Source organism: Nonomuraea sp. 10N515B (assembly GCF_052245915.1).
GTDB lineage: Bacteria > Actinomycetota > Actinomycetes > Streptosporangiales > Streptosporangiaceae > Nonomuraea.
This window is the reverse complement of sequence record NZ_JBQQBQ010000200.1, coordinates 1-1,335: the sequence shown is the minus strand read 5'-3', so window position 1 is coordinate 1,335 and position 1,335 is coordinate 1. Positions and strand designations below refer to the sequence as shown.

The following is a 1,335-nucleotide window of genomic DNA, read 5'->3' as shown; positions in this document are numbered from 1 at the left end:
CCTGGTCCGCGCCGGGGCGAAGTTCCGCAAGGGCAAGCTCATCGAGCGGCCCGAGGAATCACCGGCTATCGAAGAGCAGTCGGCAGCCGCCTGAAAGATCTTGATCCACAGGTATTGACGATTCCTCCGTTTTCGTCGCTCACGCCTCAGTACTACATGAAGGTGACGTCCGCAGACGGCGCGGCCTCCTACCTGGAGGCGGAAATTGAGCACGATCCGTTAGCTGGTCAGGGCACTGGCTTGATCTGGGCTGGCAAGGGCTCGACGTCATACGCCTCTGGGTCCAACGCCTGGGTTCAGGTGCCGGCCGGAACGCTTACGGACGGCATGCTGATCCGCTGGCGGGTGCGCGGTGTCACCACTGCTGGCGTGTTGGGTGTGTGGTCGGACTGGCAATCGGCCAAGGTCGATGTGACCAAGCCCTCGGCGACCGCTCTGGGGCTGACGCCCGCCACCCAGGGAGCAGGTGGCTGGATCGTGTCGTCACTCACACCGTGGGTGTACGCGAAGGTCACCGACCCTAACAGTCGCTCCTCGTTCTTGAGCGTTGAAGTGGAGCATGACCCGGCCGCTGTGAGCCAGGGAAGCGGGCTGATCTTTACTGGTACTGGGACGCAGTCTTACAACTCCGGCTCCAATGCGTGGATTCAGATTCCCTCCGCCAAACTGCAGGATGGCTGGCTGGTGCGCTGGCGTGTCCAAGCCAAGACCGCCTCTGGTGTCGCTAGCCCCTGGACCGACTGGCAGATGGCCAAGATCGATCTGAACAAGCCGTCGGTGGAGGGCCTGGGGATGGACCCGGCGGTGCGGGGTACCGCATCGTGGACGGCGGCCACGCTGACGCCGTGGCTGTATGCGAAGGTGACCGATCACGAGAACCGGCCCATGTACCTCGGGGTCGAGGTTGAGCATGATCCAGCCGTGGCGGAGCAGGGCACGGGGCAGATCTACGCCGGGACGTCGACGACTTCGTACGCCACGGGGACGAACGCGTGGATAATGGTCCCGGCGGACAAGCTGAAAGACGGCTGGCTGTTCCGTTGGCGAGTCCGGGCGATCACCACTTCAGGCATGAGCGGCCCGTGGTCGGCTTGGCAATCGGCCAAGGTGAGCGCGTTGCCCTTCGAGACGTTCTCGCCGGCCAACAACTCCCAAGTCGGCACGCTGACGCCGGTGCTGTCGGCGAACGCTCGGCCGTTGAACGAGGCTCCGAGGTGTGTCAGAGAAAATGCACCAGATCGGGTCTTAAATACCCATCAGTCGCGGGAGGGGTTATAGGGGATCCTGGCGTAGTTCTCGCCGGGCTGCAACCCGGGCCTCGTGCGCGTCCTTCAG

The 1,335-nt window shown here is 63.8% G+C and carries 1 protein-coding gene; it reads left to right on the top strand.

What is annotated here, in order from left to right; all coding sequences use genetic code 11:
- Window positions 1–156: 156 nt before the first annotated feature.
- On the top strand, window positions 157–1,278 hold the full coding sequence (locus ACTWQA_RS59015) for a hypothetical protein (protein ID WP_443167501.1): 1,122 nt from the start codon (window positions 157–159) through the stop codon (window positions 1,276–1,278).
- Window positions 1,279–1,335: the final 57 nt, after the last annotated feature.